Consider the following 7,205-nt stretch of genomic DNA (forward strand, 5'->3'; position numbering starts at 1 on the left):
TGCGAGCGGCAAAACGATTACGGCGAGATGTGAGCGATAACATCCAGCCGTCGCGCAAGGCGAGGAGGCCCTGAGCCGGACATCCCGGTGCGCGACGAGGGCGACGACCGCGAGCCGGGCACCCGGCGGGTAGCGGCCTCCCGCCCGAGGACCGACCGCACCGCCCGACGTGGCGCACCCCGTCCACGCGGCCGCCGGCCGCGACGGACGCAGCGGCGCCGACCGGTGCCGGTCCGCGACAGCGCACCGCTCGTGACACCCGAGGAGACATGGTGAAGCAGCCATCAGCCAGCCCGCACCGGAGGCGGCTCCGGTCGGCCATCGCGTTCCTCGCCGCGGCGGTCGGCGCCGTGACGCTGCTCCCTGCCCCGGCGCAGGCGGACAACCCGATCGTCCAGCACATCTACACCGCCGACCCCGCACCCCTGGTGCACGACGGCCGCGTCTACCTCTACACCGGGCACGACGAGGACGGCTCGTCGTACTTCACGATGCGCGACTGGCGCGTCTTCTCGTCGACCGACATGGTCAACTGGACGGACCACGGCTCGCCGATGTCGCTCGCGACGTTCGCCTGGGCCGACGCCGACGCGTGGGCCGGTCAGGTCGTCGCGCGCAACGGGAAGTTCTACTGGTACGTGCCGGTGCGGCAGCGTTCGACGGGGCAGCGCGTCATCGGGGTCGGCGTCGCCGACAGCCCGACCGGGCCGTTCCGCGACGCGATCGGCCGCCCGCTCGTCGGCAACGGCGAGATCGACCCCACCGTGCTGATCGACGACGGGGGCCAGGCGTACCTCTACTGGGGCAACCCCCGCCTCTGGTACGTCCGGCTCAACGCGGACATGATCTCGTACTCGGGCAGCCCGACCCAGATCCCGCTCACGACCGCCGGCTTCGGCACCCGGACGGGCGACCCGAACCGGCCGACCCTCTTCGAGGAAGGGCCCTGGGTCTACAAGCGCGGCGGGACCTACTACAACGTGTTCGCGGCCCGCTGCTGCTCCGAGTTCATCGGCTACTCGACCGCGCCCGGTCCGACCGGCCCGTGGACCTACCGCGGGACGGTCATGCCGACGCAGGGCACCAGCTTCACGAACCACGCCGGCGTCATCGACTACCGAGGCGGCTCGTACTTCTTCTACCACAACGGCGCACTGCCGGGCGGCGGCGGCTACACCCGCTCCGTCGCGGTCGAGAAGTTCACCTACGGCGCCGACGGCAGCATCCCGACGATCACCATGACGACCGCGGGCGCACCCCAGATCGGCACCCTCGACCCGTACGTGCGGCAGGAGGCCGAGACGATCGCCTGGGGATCCGGGATCGAGACGGAACCCTCGAGCGAGGGCGGGATGAACGTCGGGTGGATCGAGAACGGCGACTACGTCAAGGTCAAGGGCGTCGCGTTCGGCACAGGAGCGACCTCCTTCTCCGCGCGGGTCGCGTCCGCCACGAGCGGCGGGCGCATCGAGGTGCGGCTGGACGGCACGGGCGGACCGCTCGTCGGGACCTGCACCGTCGGCGGCACAGGCGGGTGGCAGAGCTGGGCGACCACCACCTGCCCGGTCACCGGCGCGACCGGGACGCGCGACCTGTACCTGCGGTTCGCGGGCGGCAGCGGCAACCTGTTCAACGTCGACTGGTGGCAGTTCAGCGGAGGCACGACGCCCACGCCGACGGCGTACCGGGTGACGAACCGGAACAGCGGGCAGGTCGTCGACGTGCAGCAGGGGAGTCTCGCCGACCTCGCGGTCGTCGGGCAGTGGCCCAGCACCGGCGTGGCGTGGCAGCAGTGGCGCTTCGTCGACGCGGGCAGCGGCAACGTGCGGCTGCAGAGCGTGCACAGCGGCAAGTGCCTCGACGTGAGCGGCGCGTCGACGGCCGACGGCGCGGCGGTCATCCAGTACACGTGCCACGACCGGAGCAACCAGGTCTTCACCTGGCGCTCGAGCGGCGACGGCTACAGCCAGCTCGTCAACCTCAACAGCGGCAAGTGCCTGAACGTGGTCAACGGCTCGACGACCGCGGGCGCCGCGCTGGAGCAGCGGACGTGCAGCTCCGCGACGAGCATGCAGTGGTCGCGCTCCTGACCCGCCGCACGACGAGGCCCGGAGGGCGGCGGTCCGGTCCGCCGCCCTCCGGGCTGTCTCGTCCCTGGTCGAGGCCGGGCTCGCGGCGTCGACCGCCACATCAGCGGACGCGGACCACCGACCGCTCGGAGGCCTGTCGCCGGGTGGGCCGGCGCGAGTAGCGTCCTGGACATCGGCTCCGGGAAAGGGGGCGGACATGTCCGAGGACGGGCACCCGGGCGCCGCGCGGACGCGGCAGGTCGTGCAGCGCTATCTCGACTCCGACCACGGCGACACGAGCGCGATGGCGCCCGACGTGGTCTTCCGGCTGATGGCGACGGGGGACGAGTACCGGACGCCGGAGGGCGTCCAGGGGCTGCTCGACTTCTTCTACCACCAGGCGTTCGACGCCACGGCCGAGCGGACCCGGCTCGTCGTAGACGACGGCACGGCCGTCTTCGAGGGGTTCGTCGTCGGCCGCCACACCGGCGAGTTCGCCGGGGTCGCGGCGACGGGCAAGCAGGTGCGGATCCCGCTCGCCGTCGTGTACGACGTCCGGGACGGGGCGATCGTCGAGGGCCGCGTCTACGTCGAGATCCCCGCCTTCCTCGCCCAGGTGGGCGCGGGGGCCTAGGTCGTGCCGCCGCCGTCGAGCGGCGAGCGCACGGAGTACCGGGACACCCAGGACCAGCGGGGGACGACGACGCACGCGCGGCGCCCGCCGCTCGACACGCCACCTCCCGGCCGACCACACCGACGGAGGATCCCCATGAACGGCAAGAAGCTGACCGTCGCTGCCCTCGCGACCGTGCTGCTCTGCGGCGTCTACGTCTCGTCGGCGAGCGCGACCCCGCCCTCGGTGCCACCGCCCACCGCGAGCGGCGCGTCGACCGGCGTGCTCGACGGCACCGACCGGCACCTGTTCGTCGCTGCGCAGGACCGCGTCGCGCTGACCGCCGCGGTGCCCACGACGGTCTCGACGTTCGACCTCACCTACCAGCCCGGCCAGTTCTCCGGATGGCACTCGCACCCGGGCATCGTCGTGGCCGTCGTCACGTCGGGGACGGTCGAGCGTCAGACGGTGACGAAGCGCGGGAGGTGCGTGACGGAGGAGTTCGGCGTGGGCGAGTCGTTCACCGAGGTGGGGCCGCACCTCGTGCGGAATGAGGGGGACGTGCCCGCCGTCCTGTCGATCACGCGGATCTACCCGACGTCCGCGACGCAGGCGCGCATCGACGAGCCCGCTCCCGCGTGCAGCTGAGCGCTCGGTGCGGGGTCGCGACGTGCCGCTGCGCCGCCCGAGGGCGGACGCACGGCACCCCCGCCGCCACGCGGGCGACGGGGGTGCCGGTACTGCGAGTCACCGGCCCCTGGGAGCAGCCAGGGGCCGGGACGATCACACGTCGAAGTAATGACCGACCTCGGCCTCGCAGGCGTTATGAACTGCGAGAACGGACCGGACCAGACGTCCCGGTCAGTCGCTGGTCAGGCAGCCTCTTGCGCGAGGCGAGGGCAGCGTCGACGGCGGACCGTGCCGAGCCCTCAGCGGTCGGCATGAGATGCGAGTACACGCGGAGTGTGAACGCGGGGTCGGTGTGGCCCAGGTACTCGGCCACCGCGCGGATGGACAGGCCCCCGTCCAGGAGAACGCTCGCGTACGTGTGCCGCAGGGCGTGCATGCCGTTGCCGCGGGTTGTCGCAAGGCCCGCCGCGGCGAGGGCGGGGCGCCAGACCTTGGCCGAGACGTAGTTGCGGTTGAGCGCGCCGCCCTCACGGGTCGTGACGACTAGTCGGACGGTGTGAGGCTTGCCGTCCTGGGCTGCCTCGCGCGAGGCCCACGGGAGGGTCACCTCCCGGGCGGGGTAGCGCTGGAGGTAGGCGGCCAACTCGTCGGCCACGGTCGTCGGCAGCGGCACCTGTCGGACGTGCTCGAACTTGGGGAGCGCCAACACCTGACGCGCGTTGTCCAGGCGGACCTGGCGACGCACGGTCACGGTGTGCCGAAGAAAGTCCACGTCCTCCACGGCCAGCCCGAACAGTTCTCCCGACCGCAGGCCGAGACCCCACGCGAGGGTGACCAGCACCCGGTACCGCTCAGGCAGCGCGTCCGCCACCGCGTCGGCCTGCTCGGTCGTCCACGGAACGACGTCCTGGGGGACCGCCTTTGGCTTGGTGACCGAGCGGGCCGCCGCGGGGTTGCGAGGGATGACGCCGTCGTCCACTGCGGCGCCGAGCATCTGGTTGAGCGTCTTCAACTGCTGGCGCTTTGACGCCTCGGACCCGGTGAGCCCGCGCAACCACGCCTTGACCATGCTCGGGGTGACGGCGGCCAGAGGCTGGTGGCCGAGGGTCGGCAAGATGTGGCGCCGCAGGTGCACGTCCCGCTGGGTCGCGGATGACGGACCGTAGGGCTGGGCCGCCTGCCACTGCGCCGCAAACTGTGCCACGGTGATGCGCCCCGCCGCGGGGTCGATGTAGACGCCGCGTGCCTTGGCGGATTCCATCGCCACGACGTGGCGCTCGGCGTCCGGCTTCCTCTCGAACGCGGCCGTCCGTTCCCGGCGCGTGGTGGGGTCCTCCCATCGGGCCTGCCAGCGCTTGCCCTTGCCATAACGCGGGCTGCGGACCTTCTCCCCGGCTCGTGTGGTGTGCCACCGGTCAAGCACGTGCCCCACGGTCGGTCACCTCCTCAAACCGCGCGATGTCCGACCAGTTCTCCTGGAACGCGCCGTATACCTCGTCCGGGAAGTCCGGCCGCCCGGCCGCCTCCCATGCCTTCAGTAGGAGCTCGGCCGCCACGCCGAGGTCGTGAACGCGGTCGGCCGCCTCCAGGGCCAGCGAACGGAACCGCACCCGGGCGGCCGCCTGGGCGCGCCCATCGTCGCCCTCCATCGCCTCAGCCAGGTCAGACAGGGGCGCGCCCAGCACCTTCGCCAACGTCACGACCTCGTCGAAGAGCACCCGTCGGGCGCCCGTCTCGACCTTGGCAATGGTGGACGGGTGCCAGCGCTCGGAAGCGGCGCGGTTGTACCGCGTCACGAGGTCAACCTGTGTCCAGCCGCGCGCCTCGCGGAACGCGGCGATCGTCTTCCCGAGAGTCGGGTTACCTAGCGGCGCTTCTCTCATGGAAGCAATGTAACGCCCGTGAAGGGTTGCACGTAACGGACGCGCCCGCGCATGCTTGGGAAACGCACTTCTCTCACGCGTGTGGAGGCACTTCAATGAACGAAGTGACATGGATCGGCGACGACCCCCTGCTGAGGACAGCCGAGGTCGCGCCCCTGCTCAGGTGCTCGCCAGAGACGTTGCGCGTGTGGCGCTACCGGCGGCAAGGCCCCCCGTACGTGAAGGCCGGTCGGCAGGTCCTCTACCGGCGGTCGGCGGTCGTCCAGTGGCTGGAGGACCACACCGAGCGGGCCGTCGGGTGAGCCCCTTCCTGGGCGCGTCGGACGCCCGGCGGGTGGAGTTCACCGACACCGCGTCCCTGGCCCTCGCCGCCCTCCTGCACCACCACCGCGCCGAGCTCGACGTGCCGATTCCTGACGTACGCCACGACGACGAGGACGACGCGCTCGGCGACGAGGCCGAGGGAAATGGGTTCCTCGCCGAGCACGTTCTCGCCGCCCGCGCCGGGGCCGACGCGGTGGAGGGCGGCGGGGTCGGTCCCGGCGGGGTCGTCCACGGGCCGGGGTGGTGACCCATGACCGGACGTGAGACGCCCCCCGCCTCGCACGGCGGAGGGCGTCAGGAGGACGAAGTGGCCGACCCGTCCAACAACGACCGTACGAAGTGGAGCCCACTAAGTCACGCCCGCCGCACCACGGCCCCTGACCGGCCTCTGCGGACCGCCGCGGACCGACGGGCCGCCTGGGAACGGCGGCAGGCGGCCCTCGCCCTGGACCGCCTCCTGGAGGTCGAGCACCGGGTGCCGCTGCCCGGCGGGGAGAACCAGAGGGGCCTCGAGGACCACCGAGATGCCCACCCGGCGGCGCCGAGCTGCCTCTGGGCGGCCTGCCTGAACTGCCCCCGCCTCGCGTGCGGACCCGTCCCCGGGACGGGGGTGCCCCAGTGACGGACTGGCCGCCGGTTGCTGAGCCAGGGACGCCCGCCGCCCGCGCGATCCTCGCGCAACGCCGCAACGGCACGAACGACCCCGCCCTCGCCCGCAACCTGCGCGCCGTCCCCGTGGTCCGCGAGGAACGCACCGCGACTCAGCACGAGGCACCGGCGCCCGACCCGGGCGACTGGTGGTCAACCCGGCCCCTCCTGGCCGAGGTGCGTGCCCTGGCGTACGCCACGATGACCGCCCCGTCGGCGCTCCTGGGCGTCATCCTCGCGCGGGTACTCGCCGCGGTCCCGCCGACCCTCGTCCTGCCGCCCATCGTCGTCGCCGACGCCTCCCTCAACCTGTACGTCGCCGTCGTCGGGGCGTCCGGGGCGGGCAAGGGCGGCGCCGGTGCCGTCGCCGACGCCCGGGTGCGCATCGTCGGTGGCCGCGGGTTCGACCGGTGGCCCCTGGGGTCGGGGGAGGGCATCGCCCGCGCCTACGTGCGCCGCACCAAGGCCCGCGACGGGCACACCGACCAATACGTGTACCAAACCAACGTCCTGTTCGAGACCCAGGAGGTGGACACCCTCGGCGCCTTGTCCTCCCGCCAGGGCGCCACCCTGTCCGGGGAACTACGCCAGGCCTGGTCCGGGGAACGCCTCGGGTTCGGCTACGCCGACCCCGACAAGCGCCTCACCGTCCCCGCGCACGCCTACCGCCTCGTCCTGGTCGTCGGTGTCCAGCCCGGCCGCGCCGGTGCCCTCCTGAACGAGACCGACGGCGGCACCCCGCAACGGTTCGTGTGGGTCACCGCGACCGACCCGACCCTGCCCGACCGGCCCACGTCCCTGCCCGAGGACTACCGGCTGACCATCACCCTGCCCCGCATCGACGGCCGCACCCGCCAACGCATGGACGTCTGCGCCGAGGCGTGCGACACCATCCGCGACGCCCGCGCCGCCCAGATGCGCGGCGCCAGTGACGCCCTGGACGGGCACGCCCTGCTAGCCCGGTTGAAGGTCGCCGCCGCCCTCGCCCTGGCCGACACCCGCCTGGACGTGACGGCCGAGGACTGGCACCTGGCCGGG

At 72.7% G+C, this 7,205-nt stretch carries 8 protein-coding genes; 6 read left to right on the forward strand and 2 right to left on the reverse strand.

Features of this window, described 5'->3' with window-relative positions:
* Window positions 1–272 precede the first annotated feature (272 nt).
* The 3 genes from OMK64_RS12595 to OMK64_RS12605 all read left to right on the forward strand — a co-directional run bounded on the left by OMK64_RS12595 (window position 273) and on the right by OMK64_RS12605 (window position 3,330).
* Window positions 273–2,090: a family 43 glycosylhydrolase gene (locus OMK64_RS12595; protein ID WP_272728722.1), complete on the forward strand. Its 1,818-nt coding sequence runs from the start codon at window positions 273–275 to the stop codon at window positions 2,088–2,090.
* A 196-nt stretch (window positions 2,091–2,286) separates the two neighbouring features.
* Complete coding sequence (locus tag OMK64_RS12600; protein ID WP_272728723.1) at window positions 2,287–2,703, forward strand: ester cyclase; 417 nt, start codon at window positions 2,287–2,289, stop codon at window positions 2,701–2,703.
* Between the two features lie 135 nt (window positions 2,704–2,838).
* Window positions 2,839–3,330: a cupin domain-containing protein gene (locus tag OMK64_RS12605; protein WP_272728724.1), complete on the forward strand. Its 492-nt coding sequence runs from the start codon at window positions 2,839–2,841 to the stop codon at window positions 3,328–3,330.
* A gap of 175 nt (window positions 3,331–3,505) precedes the next feature.
* Here the strand turns inward: OMK64_RS12605 and OMK64_RS20680 are convergent, their stop codons facing one another.
* Both OMK64_RS20680 and OMK64_RS12615 read right to left on the reverse strand, forming a co-directional pair.
* Window positions 3,506–4,744 (reverse strand): tyrosine-type recombinase/integrase, encoded by a 1,239-nt coding sequence (locus OMK64_RS20680; protein WP_272728725.1) that lies wholly within the window; start codon window positions 4,742–4,744, stop codon window positions 3,506–3,508.
* Complete coding sequence (locus OMK64_RS12615) at window positions 4,728–5,195, reverse strand: helix-turn-helix domain-containing protein (protein ID WP_272728726.1); 468 nt, start codon at window positions 5,193–5,195, stop codon at window positions 4,728–4,730. The genes OMK64_RS20680 and OMK64_RS12615 overlap by 17 nt, the downstream gene beginning before the upstream one ends.
* Window positions 5,196–5,290: 95 nt before the next feature.
* On the opposite strand from OMK64_RS12615, the gene OMK64_RS12620 reads away from it, so the two are divergent.
* The 3 genes from OMK64_RS12620 to OMK64_RS12630 form a co-directional block, all read left to right on the forward strand.
* Window positions 5,291–5,497 (forward strand): helix-turn-helix transcriptional regulator, encoded by a 207-nt coding sequence (locus tag OMK64_RS12620; protein WP_272728727.1) that lies wholly within the window; start codon window positions 5,291–5,293, stop codon window positions 5,495–5,497.
* Window positions 5,494–5,766 (forward strand): hypothetical protein, encoded by a 273-nt coding sequence (locus OMK64_RS12625; RefSeq protein ID WP_272728728.1) that lies wholly within the window; start codon window positions 5,494–5,496, stop codon window positions 5,764–5,766. The genes OMK64_RS12620 and OMK64_RS12625 overlap by 4 nt, the downstream gene beginning before the upstream one ends.
* Before the next feature lie 371 nt (window positions 5,767–6,137).
* Window positions 6,138–7,205 (forward strand): hypothetical protein (locus OMK64_RS12630; protein ID WP_272728729.1); only part of this gene is annotated, 1,068 nt, incomplete at its 3' end.

This window comes from Cellulomonas fimi (assembly GCF_028527925.1).
Lineage (GTDB): Bacteria > Actinomycetota > Actinomycetes > Actinomycetales > Cellulomonadaceae > Cellulomonas > Cellulomonas fimi_C.